This window comes from Mycobacterium sp. NGS39 (genome assembly GCF_059812765.1).
Genome location: NZ_JCALDH010000001.1, coordinates 178410 through 201736, shown reverse-complemented (window position 1 = coordinate 201736; position 23327 = coordinate 178410). Strand labels below are relative to the sequence as shown.

The following is a 23327-nucleotide window of genomic DNA, read 5'->3' as shown; positions in this document are numbered from 1 at the left end:
ATGAGCGCTAGATGACCTCTTTGGCCCTGCTCTGCAGATAGCTCCGGTGGATCTCGTTGAGGAACAACCCGATGACGGTGGCCACGGATCCGGTGCGGGCACCGTCGATCATGTCGAAGCCGTGGCTGGCGCCCGGCAACTCCAGGTAGCCCACTGTCGAACGCGACGCGCCACGCAGCTTGGCGACGAACGCGCGAGCCTGTTCGACCGGGATCACGCTGTCGCCCGAGCCGTGCACCACCAAGAACGGCGGCGCGTCGGGGCGGACCCGGGCGATCGGCGACGCCTTGAGGAACAGGTCGGGATGCTTTGCCAGCCGTTTCTTGACGACGACGCGTTCCAGGAAGTCGACGAAACGGTCGCGTTCCTCGGTGGAGCGGTCCACCCAGTCGTAGCGGCCATAGATGCCCACCACCGCGTCGACGGACGTGTCGGCATCCGAGGACAGCTCCATGTGGAATTCGGTGTCGTCATGGGTCAGCCCGGCGAGCGCCGCCAGATGGCCGCCGGCCGAACAACCGGCGATCGTGACGAACTCCCGGTCGCCGCCGAACCGGTCGACGTTGGCGCGCGCCCACGCGATCGCCGCCTTCACGTCGGCGATATGCCGTGGCCAGCGGTGATGCGGCGACACCCGGTAGTCGATCGACAGGCACACCCAGCCCTGCTCCGCGAGATGGCTGAGCAGCGTGTGCCCCTGCAGCAGCCGGCTGCCGTGCACCCACGCACCGCCCGGCACGAACACCAACACCGGCGCAGGTCCGGACAAATCCGGCCGGCGCCACACGTCGAGCACCTGGCCGGGCGCGTCGCCGTACCTAACCGCGCTTCTGTGCAGGTAGCGACGCCGCTGCGAGAGACCCCGCAGCACCGGCGCGACCCGATCCGGCTGCGGGAACTCGACCTTCTGCCGCTCGGGGGACACGAAGTCCTTCAGCGCGGCGGCTGCCACCTCGTGGGTCATCATGCGGTGTTGCCGGCGCTGCTCCGCAGCGGCGCGATTGCGGCTGCGGATCGCTGCGGTGACAAAGTCCGGCGCGTGCCGATACCCCCACACCCCCATGGCGGCAAGCCCACCGAAGGGCTCGAAATACTTGCCGACCAGCGGCAATCCCGCGTACATCTCGCTGAGGGCCAGCAGATAATCGCCAGGACTTGCACGGAAGAACCACTCTGCCCGGGACTGCAGACTCGGCGGGCGACGCCCCGGATGCTCAGAAACCATTGCCTCACCGTACCCCCGCGGGGTCCGTTGGAAACGGCATTCTCGGCCGTGCGCTAGCTTCCTCTATTTGTGGGCGCTGCGTTCGACTCGGCGGTTCTCGAGGAAAGGCACCGCGGTTATGGCCCGTGACGACGGCTTTCACCCCGAATTGCGCTGGATCGCCCGATTTCTGCCGCCCACCGCGGTGACGCCGAGAACGTTGTGGCTCATGCGTGTGTTGGAGCAGTGCCTGCCGGACAAATCGCAGCTCGTCGAAGTGCTGACCCTGACATCGGGCCGAAAGGTCCGGCTGTATCGGCCCGAGGGAGCGGCCAGCGGCCCGACGCCTGCGGTGTTGTGGATTCACGGCGGCGGATATGTCATGGGCAGACCCAAACACAGTGACGACTTCTGCCTGCGGCTCAGCCGCACGTTGGGCATCACGGTCGCTGCGCCCCAGTACCGGCTCGCGCCCGAAAACCCTTATCCGGCCGGGGTGCAGGACTGTTATGCGGCCCTGCGGTGGCTGGCGTCGCTGCCGTCCATCGACGCCACCCGCATCGCGATCGCGGGCGAAAGTGGCGGCGGCGGCCTCGCGGCGGCGCTGGCGTTCGTCACGCGCGATCGCGGCGAGATCAGGCCGGTGCTGCAGCTGCTGAGTTACCCGATGCTCGACGACGGACGGTCGCGAAACACTCTGTGGCGCACTTGTATCGATTGTGGAACGAGCGCACCAACCGGTTCGCGTGGGAGTCCTATCTGCGCGGCGTGGATCGAGACGTCGCGGTTCCCGCGCGGCGGACCGATCTCGCCGGACTGCCGCCGGCCTGGATCGGCACCGGCACCGTCGACCTGTTCTACGAAGAAGACATCGCATACGCCAAAAGGCTTGTCGAGGCCGGGGTGCCTTGCGATCTGGAGGTGGTGCAGGGCGCGTTCCACGGCTTCGACCGCATCGCCAGACGCACCTCCGTCGCGCAGAGGTTCTTCGAAAGCCAATGCGAAGCACTGCGAAAAGCGTTCGCGCTCTGAGCTTTTGGTGCGGCGCTAGAACTGCAGCGCGTTGAACCGCCAATCCAGCACCGGACGCTCGTCGTCGCCGACTGCGGTGACCAGCGAACGTAGCCGCAGCAAACCGCCGCTGTGCGGCAGTGGTTCGGCGGACTCCACGTGCAGTTCGCTGACCAGCGTGTCACCCTCGTAGACGGGGCCGGTGTGGTCGCACGACTCCCACGCCAGCACGGTCGCCACATTCGGCAGCAGTCGAGTAGCCTGGGCCAACGCTATCCCGATGGTGTGGCCGCCGTATACCAACCGCCGTCCGTTGACGCGCGAATCATGATGCACAGCAGCGATATTCAGTGTCAAGCGGGCCAGCTCGGGGGCGCTGGACACCACGTCCGCACTGCTGTGCAGCACCGCGCCGGCCAATCCGGGATCGAAATGCGGGCCCGGCACGCGGGCGCGGAACGCGTCGGCGTCCCAACCGTCGGTGGCTCGGGTCAGCGTGACCGCGTCGGCGCCTATCGTCGACAAGTCGTCTGCGGGCGGGTCGCGATCCGGGTCGGCGTCGGAGCTCAGCGGCAGCATCGCGCAGCGGTAGAAGTCCAGAACCAGCTGGCCGAGCTGGTCGATGGTGGTCATCCGCAGCGCCGCCATGCCGGTGGGCGCGCGTCCTGGCCTAGCTGAATTCTGCCGCAGCGCAACCACTTCCGTGCGAGTGAACAAACTGTCGCCGATGACCGGAAATCGGTGGAACACCAGTCCCCGGTAGAACAGGTTGGCCTTCACGTGCTGGGTCGCCAACGTCGACTGCCCGATCGCCACGTCACACACCAGCTGCGGATGTGCCAGCGCCGCAGTCGATTCGGTGACCGCGTAGGAAAGATGTGCATCCAGCGGCAGTCTGAGTCGGTCGCCGATGATCGCCTGGTGCGCGGCTGCCACCCCCGAGGTGAGCGTCATCGACGGCGCCGTGTCGAATACCTGGCCGACGTGCAGATCGTCGAAGTAAGGGCTCATTGCACATCCTGTTCTGGGTCCGTCAACCCTACGCTCGGCGGCTGCGCGCTCGGTCTACGTCGGCGGCTCGGCCTGACCCAATTCCCGGGCGCGCCGGCGGGCCGCATAGACCGCCTCCCACAGTGCCGCGCGCACACCCGCTTTCTCCAGTTCATGCAGACCCGCAAGGGTCGCGCCGCCGGGACTCGACACGTGGCCGCGAAGCACCGCGGGGTGCTCACCGCTTTGCTTCAGCAGCTCGCTGCTTCCTCGGAAGGTCTGGACAGTGAGCGCCAGCGCCTGCTCATGCGTGAACCCGAGGCTCACGCCGGCCTCGACCAGTGCCTCGACCATCAAGAAGATGAAGGCCGGCGCGGGACCGGTGAAGCCGGTCGCCATCTCGACGAAGCTCTCGTTGGGCGCCATGAGTTCCAGGCCTGTCGCCGCGAGGATGGTCCGCGTGAGCTCCAACTGGCCGGCGCTGACGTCGGAGCTCGCCGCCCACACCGTCGCACCCATCGAGATTCTGGCCGGCGTGTTGGGCATCGCGCGCACCAGTCGGCGGTGCCGCAGCCCCGTAGCCAGGGTGTCTAGCGTTGCACCTGCGACGATGCTGATCACCAGCGCTTCGGAAGGCAGGTGTCCCCGCAATTCCTGCAGCACGCCGGGAAGCACCTGCGGCTTGACGGCCAACACAACCACCGTGGCGGCGTCGACCGCGGCCCGGTTGTCGTGCGTCACCCGGACCGCGAATTCCTCGCTCAGCGACGTGCGGCGGCGCTCGGCGACATCCGAGACGACGATTTGCTGAGGCGTGACGACGTGGCGCGCCAGCATTCCCTGAATCATCGCTTCGGCCATGATCCCACCGCCCACGACGGCGATTCGCTGGTCTTTCACGGCGACTTCGCCTCGTTCGGTTGGATGATTCCCTTGACAATCCTGCCGAATTCGACGGCGGTGAGAGCACTATCCACCTCGGCGAGCGAATAGCGGCTACTTACCATTTGCTCCCAGCCCGCTCCGCCGACGTTTCCACCGTGCCGCGCGAGCACGTCGATCATTCGGTAGAAATGGCTGAAATCCACCCCCCAGACCCCGCGAATCTCGAGGTGTTTGCGGTTGATGTCGAGATGTGGATTGAGACTGACTTCACCGGTATCCGTGTAGTGCCCCACAATGCAGTAACGGCCGCCGTCGCGGGTCATCCGAATTCCTTCTTTGACGGCGGCCGGCACGCCGGTGGCTTCGATCGTGACGTCGGCTCCGCGTCCGTTCGTCGCGTCGAGCACCGCGTCGACGTGACTGCCGGGCCCGTCGGCGTCGAGTTTCACCGTTGCGTCGGCCCCGAACACCTCCGCCATCTGCAAGCGGTTCGGGTGCTGGTCGACGACGAACACCGCGCCCGCGCCGGACAGCCGGGCCAGAATCGCCGCGCTCAGGCCCACTGGGCCGCCACCCTGGATCACCACGACGTCGCCGAGACGGATCTGCGCGCGATCGATCGCATGCAGCGCGGTGGGCAGTGCGCAGCCGCCGGCGATCACCCGTTCGGGCGACAGCGAATCCGGCACGTTGAGGATCTTCACGCCGGGCTTCAGGTAGATGTACTGCGACCAACCACCGAGCGGCCCTTCCGCCGCCGAGTACGTGACGCCGTACACCCGGCGAGACGGGCAGCGGTTGGGCGTCTTCGCCACCAAGCAGAACCAGCAGTTGTAGCAGGTTTCGGCGACGTCGAGGAAAGTGACCACCGAGCCCGGTGTGACCGGGGTTCCGTCGACGTCGCGCACGTCGCCGTTGGTCTCCACGACGCGTCCTACCGAAACATGGCCCGGGACAATGGGATATGGCACGCCTGAGAGCCGGCCATGGCGCAGGTGCACGTCGGTCCCGCACACTTCGGAAAAGATCGTCTCCAGCAGGACAGCGCCGCGCTCGAGCGTCGGAATCTGCAGACTCTGCAGTTCGAGTGACCGGTGCGGCCCGGTCATCACCGCCGCCAGAGAGCTGGTCACCACCTCAGGACCATAGGCCTACCACGTCGTCGTCGAAAATGCCGATCGCCGACGTGAATGTGGTGCGTCGCCCGCTACTCGGCATCACCTCGTGGTAGTTGCGCGTGTTGAAGATGTACACGTCGCCGCGCGTGGGCGTGAAGGTGGCCCGTCGCACGTCGCCACCCAGCACTTCGCGCCGGTAGCCGTAGGTGTTCGGAATCTTGAAACTCTCATCCCGCGGCACCCACTGCCTCTCGTAGACGTGGGTTTCACCCGCCCCGGTGGGATCGAGCTCCAGGTAGACGTTCCACGACAGCTGGATGTCGACGTTCGCCACATGCCAGTTGGGCTCTTCAGCCGGGGCGAAGTCGATGTGCAGCATGGTGCCGTCTTCGATTCGGCGGACATTGCCGGCGTGGTAGGGACCGTGCTTCGGGTCGACCGCAATTCCGACCTTCCCGCTGACTGCCTCGGAAAGGCGATCCATGAATCGCTGCAGCGGGTCGAACGAGGAGCTGAAAATCTGCTCCTGGGTGGCGCGGGCTTTCTCCACTTCGTCGAAGTAGCCGGTCACGCTGGTCTTGTCGTACTCGAATACAGTGATACCGACCCGATTGATCGGTGGCACCACTTCCTCGTAGGGTTCGAATCCGATTTTGTTCGCTCGATCGACGAGTCGGGCGCATTCGTCGTCCGAAGCAAATCCGGGGATCACAATTAGCGGAATTTCATTCGCCAGCAGTTGCTTCCAGGTCGTGTCGCTGAGCATCTGCGGCTCGTCCGTAAGCCACTGTCGCACGCGCAAAATCTATACGAGGCCCACAAGCGTCGCAACGGGCGCGGCGGTGCGCTTTGCTAGTTCGGCTGATTCGGGGGCTACCGCGAATACTTCTCGACGAGCCGCTGCTTGTAGAGCTTGCCGGTGTCCGTGCGCGGCAGCTGCGCCTCGAACGAGATCGAGCGCGGACACTTGTAGTGCGCCAAGCGTTCTCGCAGCCAGCCCAGCAACTCCTCGGCGAATGCGTCGGTGGCGTCGGCGGGATCGACCGTCTGCACCACCGCTTTCACCGACTGTCCCATCTCGTCGTCGGGAATGCCGAACACCGCCGCGTCGAGCACCTTCGGATGGGTGACCAACAGGTTCTCGGCCTCCTGCGGATAGATGTTCACCCCGCCGGAGATGATCATGTGGTGACGACGGTCGGTCAGGTACAGATAGCCGTCCTCGTCGAGATAGCCGACGTCGCCGACGGTCACCCAGCCCTGCTTGCTGCGTGAGGCGGCTGTCTTCTCCGGGTCGCGGTGGTATTCGAACGACACCTGCCCGATGTCGAAGTAGACCTGCCCGGGCTGGCCGGGCGGCAGGTCGTCGCCGTTCTCGTCGAGGATGTGGGCCACCCCGAGCAGCGGCTTGCCCACCGAGCCGGGATGGGTCATCCAGTCGTCTGCGGTGATGAACGTGATACCTGCACCTTCTGAAGAGGAGTAGTACTCGTCGACGATCGGCCCCCACCAGTCGATCATCTGCTTCTTGACTTCCACCGGGCACGGCGCGGCCGCATGCACCACCCGCTGCAGGCTCGACACGTCGTACGAATTACGAACGGGCTCAGGCATTTTCAGCATGCGCACAAACATTGCCGGGACGAACTGGCCATGCGTGACGCGGTAGCGCTGGATGGCGTCGAGCGCCTGCTCGGGATCGAACCTCTCCATCACCACGACGGTGGCGCCCATCGCCAGCGCCGACATCGACCACAGGCAGGGTGCCGTGTGATACAGCGGAGCAGGACTCAGATACACCGCGTCGGGCGTCATGCCGATCGCCATCAGCAGTGCGCTGAGCACATTAGGGGCCTCCGCCGGGCTCACATGCGGCAGCGGGCGGCGAATCCCCTTGGGCCGTCCCGTCGTTCCCGACGAATACTGCAGCAGATCACCTTCGCGTTCGTCGTCGATCGGGGTGTCGGGCTCGTCGGCCACGCACTCCGGATAGCGTTTCCAGCCCGGCACGTCGTCGTCCGCGATCAACAACAATTCGGGCAGCGTCACGTGTTCGGCGAGCCCCTCGCACACCGCTCGGGTGCGTCGCGAGCCGATCACGGCCTTCGCACCGCTGTTGTCGACGATGTAGGCGGCCTCCGCGGCGGTGAGATGCGTGCTGATCAGCGCGTAGTACAGGCCGGACCGGCGCGCCGCCCACATCACCGGATGCACGTGCTCGCTGTTTTCCAAGATGACCGCGACGGTGTCGCCTTCCCGCAGCCCCGCCTTACGGAAGTGGTGCGCCAGCCGGTTCGCGCGCGCCTCGAGGTCCGCGAACGTCACCACGGTGCCGGCCGGGTGGACGATGACGGCGGGTTTGTCTCCGGCATGCTCGCGGATCTGCATGCGCAGCACTGTAGTTGACGGGTGTCGAGAGCCGTCATGGCTGGGGCGGCCGGACCGGAATGTGAACCGCGCCACACGCCGGCGGTCAGATTGGGTATGTCGGCGATCGCCCTGTCACGCTGTTCCACTGGAGGTGTTGCAGTACCGATGGGCACGCAAAAGATTTCCGCAGCAAGCGTGGCAGCGATCGTGGGTGCAGCGCTGGCGTGGCTGGTGGCGACGATCGCGGTCGCGGAGTCGACGTCATGGCCGGTGTGGGCCATCGTGGGCCTGACGTTGCTGTTCGGTTTACTCGTCGGCGCGGTGTCCCGCGCGACGGCCAGCGGTCCGGTGCGGGGCTGGTCGGTGGTGGGCCGGGCTGCGGTCGGCGTGCTGGTGGGCGCCGTCGTGGCCGAGCTCGCCGCGCTGGTGCTGTTCGCGGGCTCGATCGACCGCCACATCGACCAGCAGGCCGCGCGCACGTCAACGCCCGGGATTGTGCAGGCCGAGGCCGACCTCGCCCGGGCGCAGGACGCACGCGCTGCGCTGGACGCCAGGGTCGAGCAGGCCCGCATTCAGCGTGACCAGGCGCTCGTCGTCGCCCGGTGCGAGTTCCACCCGACGCCGGGTTGCCCGCAGACCCACATCACCGGGGTTCCCGGCGCCGGACCCGAAACCCGCACGGCCAATGAGGTTCTCGCCGACGCGCAGCGGGAACTGGACAACGCGGTCACCGCTCGCGACCAGCAGGGCCCCGCACTGGACGCGGCGGTCACCGGCGCCCAGCAGCAGCTGGCGAAGCAACGTCAGACTGCGATCGACGCCGCGGATCGCGGCCTCGGCGCCCGCTGGGCGGCAATGCACGCGGTCACGCTGGCGAGTGCGGGTGCGCTGGTGGTGTGGGCGCTGACGATCGCATTCTTCGTGCTGCTGAGCCTGTTGCCGCTGATCCTGACGCTGCTGCGTGGCGAGACGAGCGACGAGCGCGGCGCGGCAGCGCAACTGGCGCGGGAGCGGGCCGAGCTGGACGCCGACACCGCGATCGCGGTCAAGCGGGCCGAGGTGCGCGCGGCCATCGAGACGATGTGGGCCGAGCAGCAGCTGGCCAGCGCCCGGCTTGCTGTCGAGGCGCAGCAGGAGATCGAGCGGGAGATGCAGCGCCGCCGCGTCGCTGAGGTGCTGGACGAGCCTGCGGCGCAGGCGACGCTGCAGCGCGCCGCCGCACCGGCCGACGACGACGTCTACCTGCCGATCGCCGCCGAGGCTGAAGCCGCCACCCTGGCCGCGCTGTCGGGCCCCACCCGCAACGTGCCGGCAGAGGTGGCCTCGGACTCCACTCCCGCCCGCCCGGCGACCCCGAGCATCACCAAGACCGCGGCCCGCTGGATCCGCCCGCTGGTGCCGCCGATCGTCGCGCGTGCGATCGACACCACCACCCACCCGCTGCGCACGGCCCGGCAGGTTTTCGAAGAGGTCGAGGAGATCACGTTCTCGTTCAAGCGCACCTACCGCGCGACCGTTTCAGACGAACGCACCGACGAGCGCACGGCCGAGCCTGGCGCGCAAGGCTATTCGTCCGCCGGCGATGCGGGCGAGTCGTTGGAGTGGGTGAGCGCCGAGGAGACCTACCGGCTGGGAGCGCGTGAGAATCAGCCCGAGCTGCGGCACGCAAATGGCCCGGGTCGTCTTCGCAGTCCGGACGCGCCGCGTGAACTACCACCTGGGACGTAGGCCACACAAAAGACCGCGGATCGTCGAGAATCGTTGCCGTGCGCACGTTCGAGATCACTTCCGAGCTGGCGGCACCAGCCGACGCAGTGTGGAAGCGCGTCGTCACTCCTGAGGGCATCAACGACGAACTCATGCCGCTGCTGCGGATGACGATTCCGCCGAGCCTGCACGGGGCCACGGTCGATACTGTGCCGGTAGGCGAAAGGCTCGGCCGCAGTTGGGTTTTGGCGTTCGGAGTTGTTCCGGTCGATTTCGATGATCTCGCCATCGCCGAGCTGGATTCGGGTCGTTTTGTTGAAGAATCCCAGATGCTGACGCAGTCGCGGTGGCGGCACGAGCGCGTGGTCGAACCGCACGGCAGCGGTTGCCGCGTCACCGACCGGCTCGCGTTGCAGGGCCGCGTCAAAGCGCTCGGCGTGCTCTTCAGCGTGGTCATCCCCGTCGTGTTCCGACATCGGCACCGCCGCCTGCGCCGCCACTTCGGGTGATTTCGGTGCGTTAACCGGCGCTTAGCGCACGGAATCGCACCGAAATCGCTGGACCGGGAGCGCGGCGGCCGCAGGCGGCGTCCAACGAGAGTGCTCGATGAATATCTGCGTCTCCAAGACGGCGTCATCACTCTTGCCCAAGCCCAACGCTGCGGGCTCAGTCCTGACGCAGTGCGGCGTCGCGTGCGTTCGGGGCACTGGCGTCGATGCGCGCGCGGCGTCTACTTCGTCGCCGACCGTCCGTTCACCAATGCCGCACGCGTTCGCGCGGCGGTGTGGGGGCACGGCTCGCATGCCGCGGCGAGTGGTCTGGCCGCGGCATGGTGGCTGGACCTCACCCAATTCGCGCCGGACACAATCGAAGTCACCGTTCCGAGGAACAGCCATAGTCGCACGCACCCAGGCTCGCGACTTCGACGACGTGACCTTCACCCGTGCGACACTGTCATCCACCGCAGATTGCGAGTGACCGCATTGCCGCTGACGGCCATCGAAGCCGCGGTAAGACGACGCGGTGGTGCGAAGTTGATGGACGCCGCGCTGCAGCGTCATACGGAGCTGCGGCAGTTATGGCGTGCACATTTGCGCAACAAAGGCCGGTATGGCTCGCCCGCAGCCCGCATACTCCTGCAGTCGGCCGGCGACGGCGCACGGTCCGCCGCCGAACGTCTCTTGGTGAAGCTGCTGAAAGATGCCGGGTTGACCGGTTGGCGGGCGAACTACCGGATCGGTCCGTACAAGGTCGACGTCGCGTTCCCGGATGCCAAGGTCGCTATTGAAGTCGACGGCTGGGCGTTCCACACCGACGAGGAAACCTTCCAAAACGATCGCAGGCGTCAGAACTACATCGCGCTATGCGGCTGGCAGGTGCTGCGGTTCACCTGGCTGGACCTCGTCGAATACCCCGACCAGGTCCTCAACCACATCCGGCAAGCGATTTCGGTGCGTTAACGCGCTCAGCGCACGGAAACGCACCGAAATCACTCGGCCGAGAGGCGGTGCTTCAGTGCGTCGAACTCGTCTTTGATGCCGGTGGGCAGCTTCTCGCCGACGAACTCGAACCACTCCTCGATCAGCGGCAGTTCCTCGCGCCACTCTTCGGGCCGGACCGCCAGCGCCTCTTCCACGTCGCTGCGGTCGACGTCGAGTCCCTCGAGATCGAGATCCTCGGCGCTCGGCACGATGCCGATCGGGGTGGACTGGCCGTTGGCCCTGCCCTCGACGCGGTCGATGACCCACTTCAGCACACGGCTGTTCTCGCCGAATCCCGGCCACAGGAAGCGGCCGTCGTCGCCGCGGCGGAACCAGTTGACGAAGAAGATCTTCGGCATCTTCGACTCGTCGGACTGCTTGCCGATGTCGATCCAGTGCGCGAAGTAGTCGCCGACGTTGTAGCCGAGGAACGGCAGCATCGCCATCGGGTCGCGGCGCACGGTGCCGACCTTGCCCTCGGCGGCCGCCGTCTGCTCGGAACCCATTGTGGCGCCGATGAATACACCGTGCTGCCAGTCGTTGGCCTGAGTCACCAGCGGCACCGTGGTCTTGCGGCGGGCGCCGAACAAAATGGCCGAAATCGGCACCCCCTGCGGATCGTCCCACTCCGGAGCCAGCGTCGGGCACTGCGACATCGGCGTGCAGTAACGCGAATTCGGGTGCGCCGCCTTCTCTTTCGAGTCAGGCGTCCAGTCGCGGCCCTTCCAGTCGATGAGGTGCTGCGGGTCGCCTTCCAGACCCTCCCACCACACGTCGCCGTCGTCGGTCAGCGCGACATTGGTGAAGACCGTGTTGCCCGCCGCGATCGTCTTCATCGCGTTCGGGTTCGAGTTCCAGTTGGTGCCGGGCGCCACGCCGAAGAAACCGAACTCCGGGTTGACCGCGTACAACCGGCCGTCCTTGCCGAACCGCATCCAGGCGATGTCGTCGCCGATGGTCTCGGCGCGCCAGCCCGGGATCGTCGGCTGGATCATCGCGAGGTTGGTCTTGCCACACGCCGACGGGAACGCCGCGGCGATGAAGTAGCTCTTGTTCTCCGGCGAGATCAGCTTGAGGATCAGCATGTGCTCGGCGAGCCAGCCCTCGTCGTGGGCCATCGCCGACGCGATCCGCAGTGAGTAGCACTTCTTGCCCAGCAGCGCGTTGCCGCCGTACCCCGAGCCGTAGCTCCAGATCTCACGGGTCTCCGGGAAGTGCGTGATGTATTTGGTGTCGTTGCAGGGCCACGGCACGTCCTTCTGGCCGCGCTCGAGCGGGGCGCCGACGGAGTGCAGGCACTTGACGAAGAACCCGTCGCTGCCCATCTTCTCCAGCGCGGCCTTGCCCATCCGGGTCATCGTGCGCATCGAGACCACCACGTACTCGGAGTCGGTGATCTCCACGCCGAGCTTCGGATCCTCGGCCCCCAGCGGCCCCATGCAGAACGGCACCACCCACATTGTGCGGCCGCGCATGCAGCCCCGATACAGGTCGGTCATGGTCGACCGCATCTTCGCCGGGTCCATCCAGTTGTTGGTCGGGCCGGCGTCGACTTCGCGTTCGGTGCAGATGAAGGTGCGCGATTCCACGCGTGCCACATCGGACGGGTCGGACTGAGCCAGATACGAGTTGGGCTTCTTGTCCTCGTTGAGCTTGATGAACGTGCCGGCGTCGACGAGGTGCTGGCAGAGCCGATTGTACTCCTCCTCGGAGCCATCGGCGAACATGACGCGGTCGGGCTCGGTGAGCTCGGCGACTTCCCGCACCCAGGCAAGCAACCCTTCGTGATTCGTCGGGGCGTTGTCCAAACCGGGGATGGTCGCTGCAGTCATCACTCAACTCCTGCTGTCAGGTTCAATGCCAGGACACAGCCACGCTGCGCCGGCACGGCAGCGGCGGACGTCCCTTGAACTTCAGGTTAACGCGACCGCTATCACTCTGGTTAACCGGTGCGGAGCCGAATTACTCACAGGAACGATTCAGTTCGGCATCGACCGCCTCCAACGCGCGCTGCAGAGAGGGCAATTCGCGCTCGCGGCGCACCGTCGCCGCCGCGGCGGCCGCGGCATGTTCGCGGAGCTCGTCGTCGATGCCGGCGACCCGTTCGGCGACGCCTGCCGCCTGCTGTTCGTCACGCCGGGCCTGTTCGGTGGTCAGCGCAGCTTCGGCCTCCAGGACGCGGCTTGCCACGTGCTGCTCGACCACAGGGCGCAGCTCGCCCACGACGTCGACCACCCAACGCTCCAGCACCGCCCGATCGCGCAGCGTGCGGCGCATGCCGACCACCCATACGGCAACCGCCAGCCCGACCGCAGCGCCGCCGGCAACACCCGCTGCGGTGTACGCCGGGGCGAGGTCGGTGAACACTCGGCTCAGCGTCAGCGCCACCCCGACGCCCAGGACCGCGCCGAGCAGCATCATCAGCCGGCCCTCTAGACCGCCCGGCCGCAGCGGCGCCCGGGTGACCAGCGGCGTCGTCGGCCTCGTTCCCTCCTGCGGCGGGGTGAGCCCGAACTCGGACGCCAACTGGCGCAGATGGGTGCCGACGCCAGCGTGGACGTCGGTGATCACCTCGTCGATGCGGCCGGCGACGTACTGCTCGAACTGGGGCAGCCGCCGCCGCGTCATCGACGCGGCGTCCTCGGCAAGTTCGCTGCGCACCGAGGCGCAGCGGTTGCGGGCGAAATACCCGAGTTGCACCCTGGCCTGCTGCAGACGGCTGCGCAGACCGATCGTGTGCTCGGACTTCTGCAGCCGGCGCTGTCGCAGGGTGTCGGCGCGTTCGCGGCGCAGCGCGGCCATCCTGGCTTCGCGGCCCATACCAGCGGCCGCGTCGTCGTGACCCTGCACCGCGCGGCGCAGCCGGTGCTGCCAGCTGCGCAACCGGTTCCGCCGCGGCAGGTCGGCCGCAGCCAGGCCATTTGCGAGTGCGTCGGCCAGCTCATCGATGCGCTGCTCACCGCGCTGCGGGGCGGCTGCGACGCCCACCCACACCATGTCGGCGTAGCGGGGGTCGTGCGCGGCGGCGGCGGCATGGTCCGCGGTGAGCACGTCGCGCCAGTTGCGGTGCACGTCGATCTTGCTCACCGCGCCGATCACCAAGTCGGTGTTGGCTGCCGCGGCGTCGAGCAGTGCGCAGTCCGACGCCGTGAGCGGCGCAACCGCGGAGGCGACGAACACCACCGCCGCGGGGGCGTCACCGTCGGCAAGATCCTCGGCCTCGACGAAGCTGTGCTCCGGCAGGCGTTCGCGCAGTGCGGCGACGACGCTGGTGACGCCGGCCAGCCACGGCCCGGCGACGAGCACGACGTCGCGGGTGCGGACGCCCGGGTCGGTGCCGGCGCCGACGTGATGTCGCGTCACCAGGGCGTCGACGGCCGCTTGGGCGCCGGTCACGACGCGGCCCGGCGCCACAGCCGCAACGAGCCGCGCGCGATGTCGGCGCCGCACGAGCGGTGCACCGCGGTGACCGGTCCGCGCTGATAGCGCTGCCACGTCGCGGCCCGCGACAGGTGGGCGGGTGGATCGTCGCCAGGGTCGACAGCCATACCGGCAGCTTCCACCACGTCGACGGCCGCCGCCATGCAGGCGATCACCGTGTCGTCGTCGCACAGGAATTCAGCCACGCGGGCCGCCTGCCGCGGCCCGGCCGTCACCGCGAACACCTCCAGCTCATGGCGCGCCCGCATAATGCGCCGGTATCCGGCCTCAGCGACCAGCGGCGCCAGTGCGGCCACCACGCCCTCGACTCCGCTGCGGATACGCAGCACCCGCCGCAGCGCGGGCGCGTCCGCGCCCGCGCGTACCGCCTGCACGGCATGCTCGAGCCCGTACCAGTCCAGCGTCTCGAGCAGCCGCTCGTCGGGCGCCACCCGCAGCGCGGCGAGCATGGAGCCGTCGACCTGAACGTCCGCGAGGTGCGCGGCCATCGGGACGGCCGGCACCCCGGTCAGCGCGCGGTATCGGTCGCACAGCGCATGCGCACCGCTGACCAGATCGGCCTTGTTCAGCACCAGCAGCGTGGGCCCGTGCGATGCCGCGAGCGCGGCCCGGTCCTCGGGTTTGACCACCTCGGCGACGACGTGCACGTCGACGTCCCCGTCGTCGGCCACCGCGATCCCGGCGGTCCGGAGCGCACGGGCGACGCTGCCGCGGCCCACGCCGCGCCGGCCACGTACCGCCACCGAGACGGCGCCGGTTGCCCGCGAGGCGATCGCCTCGACGCCGGGATCGTCCACCGCGGCCGCGAACCGCGTCAGCCGCTCGGCGAAGATCGCGTACCCCTGTGTGCTCACCGTGCTGTCCATCGAAGATCGGGCGCGCGCGGCAGGCAAGTCGGATTCCACAAGCGGAATCGCTGGAACCGTCGCGCTGCCGGCGGCGTCTAAGCAAACTTGCGGTCAGAATGCAGGCCGACCGGAAGTAGGGTCTACCTATGCTGCGAGTCGTTCCTCACGACCTGACCGTGTCCGGGCTGCGCACCCGCGACCACGCCGAGAACGTCGAAGCCGTGCATGCCGCATCCGACAGCCGCATCGCGTCCGCGCTACCGGGATGGATGGGCGCGTCGCAGGCCGCGCTGGCTGCCAAAGCCGCGCAGTGGCAAGCAACCAGCACGGTGCTGTCCGCCCGCCTCTTCGACCACGCGCACGCACTGCATAGGGCCGGAAGTGATTACCAGACAACCGAATTGGACAACGCCCAATCGGTGAAGAACGTTGGCGCTGAGGCCGGTCCCGAGGCGGGTTGAGACTTGGTTCTCAACGTCGCCGACATCGAGCGCTGGAATCCCGAAGATGTCCGTGACGTGTTCCACGCTGCTCGCAACCGCGCTGAAGCGGCGCACCTGGCAGCCGACGGGCTGGCTTCTCTGCCGGCTTTCACGGAGTGGGGCGGCGACGCGGCCGAAGCCGCCCGCCAAGCACTCGGCAAGACCAGAGCCGACCTCGACGCCCACGGCCAGGAGGCGCTGGCCGTGGCGCTGGCCGCAGACCAGGCCGCCGACGGCCTCGCCGACGTCAAGAACCGGCTCGATCGATTGCGCCAGCAAGCCGCTGGCCTTCACATGTCGATCGACGAGATCACCAACACCGTGCGGCCGGGTCCTGGATTCCGCGGTGACGCCCGCGCCGCGCAGTCCGCCATCGATGTGCTTCAGCCGCAATTGAATTCGATCATCGCGGAGGCGAACCGGGTCGACGACGAACTCGCGCACGCCATCAACATGGCCGGCGGGAAGGACCCGATTCCACAGGTTGGCCCCCCGGTGGGCAAGGACGGCCTCACGCCCAGCCAAGTGGACAGCGACGCCAACCAGGAACGGCTGCGCCAGCTGCGCGCCGACACCCAGGCCAGAGTCGACCAGCTGCAGCCGATCGTCGACAAACTGGCCGCGCACACCTACATGACCGGCGAGGAGTTACCGCCGGAGCTCAACGTCATGGTCCACGAGCTGCAGGATGCCAAGAACCGGCTCGCCGACATCGGCTCGATCGAGCAGGCCCTGCGGACCCCGGAGAGCTACCTCACCCAGCTGCGAGTGCCCGACGACCCGAGCAAGCAGCTGCTCGCCGCGATCGCGGTCGGCAACCCGGACACCGCCCAGAACGTGTCGGTGGCGGTGCCGGGCGTTGGGTCGACCACCCGAGACTCGTTGCCCGGCATGGTGACGGAGGCCAACGCGCTGCGCACCGAGGAAATGCGGCAACTGTTCCTGGCGGGCAAGCCGCCGTCGGCCGCCGCGGTGGTCTGGATGGGTTACAACACGCCGCCCAATCCGCTCAAGGACCAGGCTCTGGACAACGCCACCATGCAGGACGTCTGGCAGACCATGACCGACGGCACCGCCAGGGCCGCCGCGCCGGATCTCGCGAACTATCTTCAGCAGCTGCGCGCCAACAACCCTGGCACGCACCTGACCCTGCTCGGCCACTCGTACGGATCGCTGACGTCCTCGCTGGCGCTGCAGGACCTCAACGCGCACGGACTGCATCCGGTCAACGACGCGGTGTTCTACGGTTCGCCAGGCCTGGAGTTGGTCAGCCCGGCGCAGCTCGGGCTGAACGGCGGCAATCCTTACGTGATGCAGGCCGCCCACGACCCGATCACCAACCTCGTCGCGCCGCTGGCGCCGCTGCACGGTTGGGGCGCCGACCCGTACGCAATGCCCGGGATGATCGAGCTCTCCACGGAATCGGGGCTCGACCCCGGGCGCGTTTGGCGCGACGGCGTCTACAGTCACGCGGACTATCCGCGCATGTTCACCGACGCCTCCGGGCAGGAGCTGCTGCGGATGTCGGGCTACAACATGGCCGCGGTGGCCGCGGGCCTCCCGGATAATGAAGTCAAACAGTCACTTCTGCCGCCGATGCTGGGGATGCCCAGTGCGCCCGCTCCGGGAGGTCGTTGATGCGGTGGTCGGCGATCTGCGCGATCGCGCTGGCCTGCGCCGCCGTGGCGGGCTGCGACAGCAGCACCAACGGAGGTCAGCACGTGAGCCCGGAACAGGCCTCAGCGCTGGAGCAACAGCTGCGCGCCAAACCGCCGTTCGAGACCGCACAGGCGCAATACCGCGAGGCCGCTACCGCGCTGGCCAACCAGATCGCGGCACTGATGCCCGGAACGACGTGGACCTTCGTGCAAGATACCTGGATGGCTTGCGGAGGCGACTACGTCTGGACCCGGGGCAAAGTGCCGTACTTCATGGTCGGATTCTCCGCGCCTATCCCCGATGACAAATGGGATCAGGCCGTCGAGATCGTCAAGGCCGGCACTGAACAGTTCGGCGCCAACCACTTCGGCGTCATGAAGAACAACCCCGGCGACCATGACGTCTACTTTTCCGGCCCTGACGGCGTCGAATTCAAGCTCGGCACCCAGAAGGCCGCGGTGCTGACCGCGCGCGGGGACTGCCGGATCAGCCAAACCGACACACCCGCCCCGTCGGCCACGCCCGGTGGCTGACCCGGTCCGTGTAGGCAACTGTTGGGTATCAATCTGCACCACATATTCAGGCCGCCTGGTTGATGGGCCACCATGGACGGATGCAAACGCAGTGCGACGGGGCTCCGGACGTGCAGCCATCGCCGCAACTGCACCGCCGCGTCACCAGCTTCCGGTCCCGCCGCGCCAGCCTCACCGACGCTCAACAGCGCACCTGGGCGCGGCTGTGGCCGCAGCTGGGCACCGAGGCCCGCACCACACCCGGTGAGCCGATCAACACCAACCGGTGGTTCGGCCGCACCGCACCGCTTGTCCTCGAAATCGGTTGTGGCACAGGCATTTCCACTGCGGCGATGGCCAAAGAGGAGCCGGATGTCGACGTCATCGCGGTCGAGGTGTACCGCAAGGGCCTGGCACAGCTGCTCGGCGCGATCGACCGCGAGCAGATCACCAACATAAGGCTGATCCGCGGCGACGGCCTCGACGTGCTCGAGCACATGATCGGACCGCAGACGCTGACCGGCGTGCGGGTCTTCTTCCCCGATCCGTGGCCCAAGGCGCGCCACCACAAGCGCCGGCTGCTGCAGCCCGGCACCGTCGCGCTGATCGCCGACCGGCTCAAGCCAGGTGGCGTCCTGCACGTCGCGACCGACCATGCGGGCTATGCCGAGCAGATCGCCGCCACCGCAGATGCCCAACCGCTGCTGCAGCGGGTGACGACGGACGCGCCGCTGCCCATTTCGGTGCGACGCCCCGTGACGAAGTACGAGTCCAAAGCTCACCACGCCGGGAGCGCGGTCGCCGAGCTGCTGTGGACCAGGAGGTGAGACGTTGAGCGTCGCCGAAGAGATCCGCATCACCACCCCCACCGCCGTCGAAGCGCCGCCGGCGCCGCGGCGGGTGCTGTTGGTGTGGGACGCGCCCAACCTCGACATGGGCCTCGGCTCGATTCTCGGTGGCCGCCCCACCGCCGCCTACCGGCCGCGGTTCGACGCGCTGGGGCGCTGGCTGCTGACGCGGACGGCCGAACTTGCCGCCGGACACCCCGACGTGTCGCTGGAGCCGGAGGCGACCGTGTTCACCAACATCGCGCCCGGCAGCGCCGACGTGGTGCGGCCATGGGTGGAGGCGCTGCGTAACGTGGGGTTCGCCGTGTTCGCGAAGCCGAAGATCGACGAGGACAGCGACGTCGACACCGACATGCTCGCCCACATTGCGCTGCGGCACAGCGAGGGGCTGGCCGCGGTGCTGGTGGCCTCAGCCGACGGCCAGGCCTTCCGCCAGCCGCTCGAAGAGATCGCCCGCGAGGGCGTGACCGTGCAGGTGCTCGGATTTCGTGAACATGCAAGCTGGGCGCTAGCCTCGGATACCTTGGACTTCGTCGACTTGGAAGACATTCCTGGCGTATTCCGGGAACCCCTGCCGCGCGTGGGCCTAGATTCGTTACCAGACCAGGGCGCGTGGTTGCAGCCGTTCCGGCCGCTGTCGTCGTTGCTGACCGCGCGCGTCTAGGCGACTGTGTAAGAGAGCAGCCCCGGAGGCGGCAAGAAACATATCGAACGCGGCAATAGAGGCATAAGGAGCATAGGTGTTCGCCTGGTGGGGTCGAATCGTGTACCGCTACCGGTTCATCGTGATCGGGGTGATGGTGGCACTGAGCCTCGGCGGCGGCATCTTCGGGATGAGCCTGGGCAAGCACGTCACGCAGAGCGGCTTCTACGACGACGGCAGCCAGTCCGCCCGCGCCTCGGTCCTCGGTGACGAGGTCTACGGACGTGACCGCACCAGCCACATCGTCGCCACCTTCACCGCGCCGGACGGCAAAACGGTCGACGATCCGGACTGGCAGAAGAAGGTCACCGACGAGCTGAACAAGCTGCAGTCCGACCATCCGGATCAGATTCTCGGCTGGGTCGGATGGCTCAAGGCCCCGACGACCACCGACGCGACCGTGCAGAAGATGCACACCGCGGATATGCGGCGCACGTTCGTCAGCATCCCGCTCAAGGGCGACAACGACGACGAGATCCTCAACAACTACAAGTCCGTCGAAAGCGCGTTGCGCCAGCTCGACGGCGGCAACGTCGAACTGGCCGGCCTGCAGCCGGTGGCCAGCGAACTGACCGGCACCATCGCCGAGGACCAGCGGCGCATGGAGGTATTGGCGCTGCCGCTGGTGGCGGTGGTGCTGTTCTTCGTGTTCGGCGGGGTGATCGCGGCCAGCCTGCCGGTGATCGTCGGCGGCCTGTCGATCGCCGGGTCGCTGGGCATCCTGCGTTTCATCGCGATCTTCGGCCCGGTGCACTACTTCGCGCAGCCCGTCGTCACGATGATCGGGCTCGGCATCGCAATCGACTACGGCCTGTTCGTGGTCAGCCGCTTCCGCGAAGAGATCGCCGAGGGCTACGACACCGAAGCGGCGGTGCGGCGCACGGTGATGACGGCCGGGCGCACGGTGGTGTTCTCGGCGGTGATCATCGTCGCGTCGGCGGCGGGTCTGCTGCTGTTCCCGCAGGGCTTTCTGAAATCACTGACGTACGCGGTGATCGCCGCGGTGATGCTCTCGGCGCTGCTGTCGATCACTGTGCTGCCCGCTGTGCTGGGCATCCTCGGCCGCCACGTCGACGCCCTGGGCGTGCGCACTTTGCTGCGGGTGCCGCTGTTCCGCAACGTCGGCTGGATCAACGCCTACCTGAACTGGCTGGCCGAGCGGCTGCAGCGGACCAAGACCCGCGAAGAAGTGGAGCGCGGTTTCTGGGGCAAGCTGGTCAACCGCGTCATGAAGCGGCCGATCCTGTTCGCGGCCCCGATTCTGGTCATCATGATCCTGCTGATCATTCCGCTCGGAAAGCTGGCGCTGGGCGGCATCAGCGAGAAGTACCTGCCGCCCGACAACTCGGTCCGGGTGGCGCAGGAAGACTTCGACCGCACCTTCCCGGGCTTTCGCACCCAGCAGCTGACGCTGGTGATCCAGAACGCGTCGCCGCCGCAGATCGAGGAGATCGCGAACAAGGCCGCCCAGCTGAGCGGCTTCACCAACCCGACCTGGCAGCCGCGGCCGGCGACCAACGAAGGCAACCACGACCCCAAAGTCACCGTGCTGCAGAACGGCCTGGTGAACCAGAACACAGCGGCCGACAAGATCAGTCAGCTGCGGTCGATCCAGCCGCCCAAGGGCGTGACGCTGTGGGTCGGCGGCACACCGGCTTTGGAGCAGGACTCGATTCACAGCATCTTCGAGCACATGCCGTTGATGTTGCTGATCCTGATCTCCACCACGACGATCCTGATGTTCTTGGCGTTCGGGTCGATCGTGCTGCCGATCAAGGCGACGGTGATGAGCGCGCTGACGCTGGGCTCGACGCTGGGGATCTTGACGTGGATCTTCGTCGACGGCCACTTCGCGAGCGTGCTGAACTTCACCGCGACGCCGCTGACCGCGCCGGTGATCGGATTGATCATCGCGGTGGTGTACGGCTTGTCCACCGACTACGAGGTGTTCCTGGTCTCGCGCATGGTCGAGGCCCGTGAGCGCGGCATGTCGACAGCCGAGGCGATCCGGATGGGCACCGCGCAGACCGGCCGCATCATCACCGCAGCCGCTCTGATCCTGATGGTGGTCGGCGGTGCGTTCATCTTCTCGGACCTGGTGATGATGAAGTACCTGGCGTTCGGGCTGGTGGCCGCGCTGCTTCTGGACGCCACCGTGGTCCGGATGTTCTTGGTGCCGGCGATCATGAAGCTGCTCGGCGACGACTGCTGGTGGGCGCCGCGCTGGATGAAGCGGCTGCAGAACCGCATCGGGCTGGGCGAAATCCACCTGCCCGACGAACGCAAGCGGCCTGCGGTGCGTGAACCCGAAGAGGCGCTGGTGGGTGTGGGCGCCCCGGTGCTGCCGCCTCCGCGGCGGCCGCACGACCCGACCCATCCGGCAGTCGAGGCCCCGGTCCGCCCCGGTGCCGCACAGCCCGCGCCGAGGCCGGGCCGCCCGCCGCAGGCGCAGCCGCCGTCGGTGGCGGGGACCACGCGGATGCCGGGCGCGGCGCAGGCCGCCTCCTCTGAGCCGCCCACCACGCGGCTGTCGACGGCCGCAAAAAACGCAGCCAAAGCCGTCATCAACAACGCCGCCGCGATCACCCAGCGCACGCAGCGCGCCGCTCCGACGCCGCCACCACCGCGCGAGGAGCGTGAGATCGAGTCGTGGCTCGGCGAACTGCGCGGCACCTCCCCCGGTCCCGCGGCGCCGGCGGAGCGCCCGCCGACACCGCCGTCGGCCGACGCCACCCGTGCGATGCCGCAGGCGCCCGCCGCCGCAGACGACAGCGCCGAGGAAACCACCGCGATTCCGGCGCACCGGCCCGACCCTGAGTCCACCGAGAAGCTGCCCGCCCCGGGTCAAAAGCCCGACGAGCGCCGGCGCGGCGGGGTGAGCGCCCAGGATCTGCTGCGTCGTGAAGGCCGCAGGCTGTAGCTATTCGTCTGCAGTAGACGGGACCTCGTCGGGCTCGGCGGTGATGCCCACCGGCTCGTCGTAATCCGACGTTTCCCCCGGCCCGCCCACGTCCTCGTGCCGTTCCAGCAGCACGCGCACGGCGCTGTTGAGGAACGCGATCGTGGGCACGGCCAGCAGCGCGCCGACGATCCCGGCCAGCACCCCACCCGTCGAGATCCCGAGCACCACGGCAAGCGGGTGGATCTGCACCGCACGGCCCATCACCAGCGGCTGCAGCACATGGCCCTCCAGCTGCTGCACCGCGATGATCAAACCAAGCGTGATCAGGGCGTAGATGAAGCCCTTGGACAGTAGAGCCACCACCACGGCCAGGAACCCGGCGATCACCGCACCGACCAGCGGGATGAACGCCCCCAGAAACACCAGCGACGCCAGCGGCAGCGCCAGCGGCACACCCATGATGGCCAGGCCGGTGCCGATGCCGGTGGCGTCGACCAGCGCGACCAGGAACGTCGCGCGCACATAGCCGATCAGCGAGCCGAACCCGGCCTTGCCGGCCTCACGCACCTTCTCCCGGACGCTGGCCGGGAAGATGCGGGTGACGAACTCGTAGATGTTGCGGCCGCCGTACAGGAAGAAGATCAGCGTGAACAGCACGACGAACGCGCCGGTGACGATCTCGGTGATGGTGCTGGCGGTCGACAACGCCCCGCTGGTCAGCTTCTCCTGGTTGTTGCGCAGCGCGTCGACCGCCGACTTCCCGGCATTGTCGATCTGCTGATTGTTCAAGTGCGCCGGGCCGTGGATCAGCCAGTTCTTGGCCGTGTCGATGCTGTGGGTGACCTGGTCCACCAGTCCGGGCAGGCCCTCGATGAACTGGCTGACGACGAACGCGAGCACCCCGCCCACCAGCGCGATCCCGAACAACAGCAGCAGGAAAACGCCCCAGCCGCGTGGCACGCCGTGGCGGTCCAGCCAGTCGACGCCGGGCAGAAACAGCGCGGCCAGCATGGTCGCGATGGCCACCGGTACGAAGATCACCTCGAGGTGCTTGAACAACCACAATCCGGCCAGGACCAGGCCGAAGATGACCAGTAGGCGCCACGACCAGGCGGCCCCCTTGCGCACGAGGGGCGGGACGGCTGAGTCTTCGGGCGCTGGCATTT

Annotated in this window: 19 protein-coding genes and 1 pseudogene; 10 read left to right on the top strand and 10 right to left on the bottom strand. The window is 67.7% G+C overall.

Annotated features, from left to right (window positions below):
- Nucleotides 1-7: 7 nt before the first annotated feature.
- Nucleotides 8-1225: an alpha/beta hydrolase fold domain-containing protein gene (locus tag AC5Y39_RS01000; protein ID WP_500048134.1), complete on the bottom strand. Its 1218-nt coding sequence runs from the start codon at nt 1223-1225 to the stop codon at nt 8-10.
- A gap of 118 nt (nt 1226-1343) precedes the next feature.
- On the opposite strand from AC5Y39_RS01000, the pseudogene AC5Y39_RS00995 reads away from it, so the two are divergent.
- Nucleotides 1344-2236 (top strand): annotated as a pseudogene (locus AC5Y39_RS00995) (alpha/beta hydrolase).
- 15 nt (nt 2237-2251) lie between these two features.
- On the opposite strand, the gene AC5Y39_RS00990 reads toward AC5Y39_RS00995, so the two are convergent.
- The 5 genes from AC5Y39_RS00990 to fadD4 all read right to left on the bottom strand — a co-directional run bounded on the left by AC5Y39_RS00990 (nt 2252) and on the right by fadD4 (nt 7596).
- On the bottom strand, nt 2252-3226 hold the full coding sequence (locus AC5Y39_RS00990; protein WP_500015863.1) for a MaoC family dehydratase: 975 nt from the start codon (nt 3224-3226) through the stop codon (nt 2252-2254).
- A gap of 54 nt (nt 3227-3280) precedes the next feature.
- Nucleotides 3281-4105 carry a pyrroline-5-carboxylate reductase gene (proC, locus tag AC5Y39_RS00985; protein WP_500015862.1) on the bottom strand — a complete coding sequence of 275 codons (825 nt, stop codon included), beginning with the start codon at nt 4103-4105 and terminating at the stop codon, nt 3281-3283.
- The gene (locus tag AC5Y39_RS00980; protein WP_500015861.1) at nt 4102-5226 is read right to left on the bottom strand and encodes a zinc-binding dehydrogenase; all 1125 of its coding nucleotides are present in this window, start codon (nt 5224-5226) and stop codon (nt 4102-4104) included. The genes proC and AC5Y39_RS00980 overlap by 4 nt, the downstream gene beginning before the upstream one ends.
- A gap of 1 nt (nt 5227) precedes the next feature.
- Nucleotides 5228-6004 (bottom strand): 2OG-Fe(II)-dependent halogenase WelO5 family protein, encoded by a 777-nt coding sequence (locus AC5Y39_RS00975; RefSeq protein WP_500015860.1) that lies wholly within the window; start codon nt 6002-6004, stop codon nt 5228-5230.
- Nucleotides 6005-6081: 77 nt separating this feature from the next.
- A complete protein-coding gene (gene fadD4, locus AC5Y39_RS00970) occupies nt 6082-7596 on the bottom strand; it encodes a fatty-acid--CoA ligase FadD4 (RefSeq protein ID WP_500015859.1) in 1515 nt (504 codons plus the stop codon).
- Nucleotides 7597-7773: 177 nt separating this feature from the next.
- Between fadD4 and AC5Y39_RS00965 the strand changes: the two genes are divergently transcribed.
- The 3 genes from AC5Y39_RS00965 to AC5Y39_RS00955 all read left to right on the top strand — a co-directional run bounded on the left by AC5Y39_RS00965 (nt 7774) and on the right by AC5Y39_RS00955 (nt 10745).
- Nucleotides 7774-9306 carry a DUF4407 domain-containing protein gene (locus AC5Y39_RS00965; protein WP_500015858.1) on the top strand — a complete coding sequence of 511 codons (1533 nt, stop codon included), beginning with the start codon at nt 7774-7776 and terminating at the stop codon, nt 9304-9306.
- Between the two features lie 38 nt (nt 9307-9344).
- Nucleotides 9345-9794, top strand: a complete 450-nt coding sequence (locus AC5Y39_RS00960) for an Rv1443c family protein (protein WP_500015857.1) — start codon at nt 9345-9347, stop codon at nt 9792-9794.
- 90 nt (nt 9795-9884) lie between these two features.
- Nucleotides 9885-10745: a PDDEXK-like endonuclease domain-containing protein gene (locus tag AC5Y39_RS00955; protein ID WP_500015856.1), complete on the top strand. Its 861-nt coding sequence runs from the start codon at nt 9885-9887 to the stop codon at nt 10743-10745.
- Between the two features lie 29 nt (nt 10746-10774).
- Here the strand turns inward: AC5Y39_RS00955 and AC5Y39_RS00950 are convergent, their stop codons facing one another.
- The 3 genes from AC5Y39_RS00950 to AC5Y39_RS00940 form a co-directional block, all read right to left on the bottom strand.
- Complete coding sequence (locus tag AC5Y39_RS00950) at nt 10775-12598, bottom strand: phosphoenolpyruvate carboxykinase (GTP) (protein WP_500015855.1); 1824 nt, start codon at nt 12596-12598, stop codon at nt 10775-10777.
- A 130-nt stretch (nt 12599-12728) separates the two neighbouring features.
- On the bottom strand, nt 12729-14216 hold the full coding sequence (locus tag AC5Y39_RS00945) for a hypothetical protein (RefSeq protein WP_500015854.1): 1488 nt from the start codon (nt 14214-14216) through the stop codon (nt 12729-12731).
- A complete protein-coding gene (locus AC5Y39_RS00940) occupies nt 14159-15061 on the bottom strand; it encodes a hypothetical protein (RefSeq protein WP_500015853.1) in 903 nt (300 codons plus the stop codon). The genes AC5Y39_RS00945 and AC5Y39_RS00940 overlap by 58 nt, the downstream gene beginning before the upstream one ends.
- Nucleotides 15062-15201: 140 nt before the next feature.
- Between AC5Y39_RS00940 and AC5Y39_RS00935 the strand changes: the two genes are divergently transcribed.
- The 6 genes from AC5Y39_RS00935 to mmpL3 all read left to right on the top strand — a co-directional run bounded on the left by AC5Y39_RS00935 (nt 15202) and on the right by mmpL3 (nt 22179).
- A complete protein-coding gene (locus AC5Y39_RS00935; RefSeq protein WP_500015852.1) occupies nt 15202-15516 on the top strand; it encodes a WXG100 family type VII secretion target in 315 nt (104 codons plus the stop codon).
- A 3-nt stretch (nt 15517-15519) separates the two neighbouring features.
- Nucleotides 15520-17175, top strand: a complete 1656-nt coding sequence (locus tag AC5Y39_RS00930) for an alpha/beta hydrolase (RefSeq protein WP_500015851.1) — start codon at nt 15520-15522, stop codon at nt 17173-17175.
- Nucleotides 17175-17729, top strand: a complete 555-nt coding sequence (locus AC5Y39_RS00925; protein ID WP_500015850.1) for an LppA family lipoprotein — start codon at nt 17175-17177, stop codon at nt 17727-17729. The genes AC5Y39_RS00930 and AC5Y39_RS00925 overlap by 1 nt, the downstream gene beginning before the upstream one ends.
- Before the next feature lie 62 nt (nt 17730-17791).
- Nucleotides 17792-18535: a tRNA (guanosine(46)-N7)-methyltransferase TrmB gene (trmB, locus tag AC5Y39_RS00920; RefSeq protein WP_500015849.1), complete on the top strand. Its 744-nt coding sequence runs from the start codon at nt 17792-17794 to the stop codon at nt 18533-18535.
- Between the two features lie 4 nt (nt 18536-18539).
- Nucleotides 18540-19220 carry an NYN domain-containing protein gene (locus tag AC5Y39_RS00915; protein WP_500015848.1) on the top strand — a complete coding sequence of 227 codons (681 nt, stop codon included), beginning with the start codon at nt 18540-18542 and terminating at the stop codon, nt 19218-19220.
- 76 nt (nt 19221-19296) lie between these two features.
- A complete protein-coding gene (gene mmpL3 / locus AC5Y39_RS00910) occupies nt 19297-22179 on the top strand; it encodes a trehalose monomycolate exporter MmpL3 (protein WP_500015847.1) in 2883 nt (960 codons plus the stop codon).
- On the opposite strand, the gene AC5Y39_RS00905 is transcribed toward mmpL3, so the two are convergent.
- Nucleotides 22180-23325: an AI-2E family transporter gene (locus AC5Y39_RS00905; protein WP_500015846.1), complete on the bottom strand. Its 1146-nt coding sequence runs from the start codon at nt 23323-23325 to the stop codon at nt 22180-22182.
- Nucleotides 23326-23327 lie beyond the last annotated feature (2 nt).

Coding starts and splice junctions, on each gene's coding strand:
- AC5Y39_RS00935 (WP_500015852.1), top strand. CDS start 15,202: ATGCTGCGAGTCGTTCCTCACGACCTGACCGTGTCCGGGCTGCGCACC.
- fadD4 (WP_500015859.1), bottom strand. CDS start 7,596: ATGCAGATCCGCGAGCATGCCGGAGACAAACCCGCCGTCATCGTCCAC.
- AC5Y39_RS00925 (WP_500015850.1), top strand. CDS start 17,175: ATGCGGTGGTCGGCGATCTGCGCGATCGCGCTGGCCTGCGCCGCCGTG.
- AC5Y39_RS00950 (WP_500015855.1), bottom strand. CDS start 12,598: ATGACTGCAGCGACCATCCCCGGTTTGGACAACGCCCCGACGAATCAC.
- AC5Y39_RS00905 (WP_500015846.1), bottom strand. CDS start 23,325: ATGCCAGCGCCCGAAGACTCAGCCGTCCCGCCCCTCGTGCGCAAGGGG.
- AC5Y39_RS01000 (WP_500048134.1), bottom strand. CDS start 1,225: ATGGTTTCTGAGCATCCGGGGCGTCGCCCGCCGAGTCTGCAGTCCCGG.
- AC5Y39_RS00990 (WP_500015863.1), bottom strand. CDS start 3,226: ATGAGCCCTTACTTCGACGATCTGCACGTCGGCCAGGTATTCGACACG.
- trmB (WP_500015849.1), top strand. CDS start 17,792: ATGGGCCACCATGGACGGATGCAAACGCAGTGCGACGGGGCTCCGGAC.